This window comes from Sphingopyxis bauzanensis, assembly GCF_002205675.1.
Taxonomy (GTDB): Bacteria; Pseudomonadota; Alphaproteobacteria; order Sphingomonadales; family Sphingomonadaceae; genus Sphingopyxis; species Sphingopyxis bauzanensis.
In genome coordinates, this window is sequence record NZ_NISK01000019.1 from 1 (window position 1) to 1,106 (window position 1,106).

Here is a 1,106-nt window from a genome sequence, read left to right on the forward strand (position 1 = left end):
GAACATCGTCTCGGGATGGTCCACGCCGGCAACGGCGACCAGCATCAGTGCTGTCTCTTATACACATCTAGATGTGTATAAGAGACAGACTCCGAAATGCGCGCAAGGCCGTAAGCGGGGGAGGACCCATCGTGACATCGGTGACGGTAAAGCTTTTAGACCGCAGCCCTGACTTGCGGCGAGTATAAGCTGTCTCTTATACACATCTAGATGTGTATAAGAGACAGGTGCAAGCCTCTTGTGCTCAGCCCCTGGCGGAAAGAAGCCGAGAGGCCGTATCCGGCATCCGCGAGCACACAGCCAAAGCGCACCCCGGCGGCAATGACCCGGTCGATTTCCTCGATAGCGATCGCCGGCTTGGTGCGATACGGGCGGAAGGGCTCGGGCACGCCCGCCTTGACCATGCGCGCCTCGTCGCTCGTCCAGCTTTCCGGCAGGAACAGCCGCAAGCCCAGCATGATCGGCACCTCTCGCGACGCCAGCGTCACCGATACGAGCGTCTGGCAGTTCGCATTCTTGCCCAGCGCTGATGCATATTGCGGCGCCACTCCCACCGACGCCGTCCCTTTCTTCGGCAACGCGGTGTCGTCGATGATCAGCCATGCCTTGTCGCCGCCGACCAGCGCATCGGCCTGTTCCCACAGGGTCGCCTCAAGCGGACCGCTGTCCCAAAGGCCCGCACCGATGAAGTGATGCAGGCGATCATAGCCGACTTCGCCCGTCCGCGCCGCCATCGGCTGGATGCTCTTGCGATCCCCCGGACCGATCAGGCCCTGTCTCTTATACACATCTAGATGTGTATAAGAGACAGGGATCGACCAGCTCCACCGTATCCCGGGCGAGGATGCCTGGAGCGCCCGCATCGACAAGGGTGATGGCGTGCAGCTCTATCGCATTGAAATGGACGACTCGATTACACCCCTGATTGTTCATCCCGCAACGGCGATTTTCGGGGACACGGAAGGCGCGGTCTATCCGGGATACGGGCATGCGCCGCTCGCTACCGGCGTGAGAGCGCATGACCTGTCTCTTATACACATCTAGATGTGTATAAGAGACAGCTTGTTGGCGGCTTATGATTACAGCCGGTCATCGGCGATCCTCGC

General features: G+C 60.2%; 1 protein-coding gene and 1 pseudogene. One reads left to right on the forward strand and one right to left on the reverse strand.

Annotated features, from left to right (window positions below):
• Positions 1-230: 230 nt before the first annotated feature.
• Positions 231-773: pseudogene (locus CDQ92_RS20570) on the reverse strand (IS701 family transposase); the annotation flags it as partial.
• A gap of 106 nt (positions 774-879) precedes the next feature.
• Here CDQ92_RS20570 and CDQ92_RS21265 point away from each other — a divergent pair.
• Positions 880-1,044, forward strand: coding sequence for a hypothetical protein (locus tag CDQ92_RS21265; RefSeq protein WP_158213923.1), 165 nt, complete (start codon positions 880-882; stop codon positions 1,042-1,044).
• Positions 1,045-1,106 lie beyond the last annotated feature (62 nt).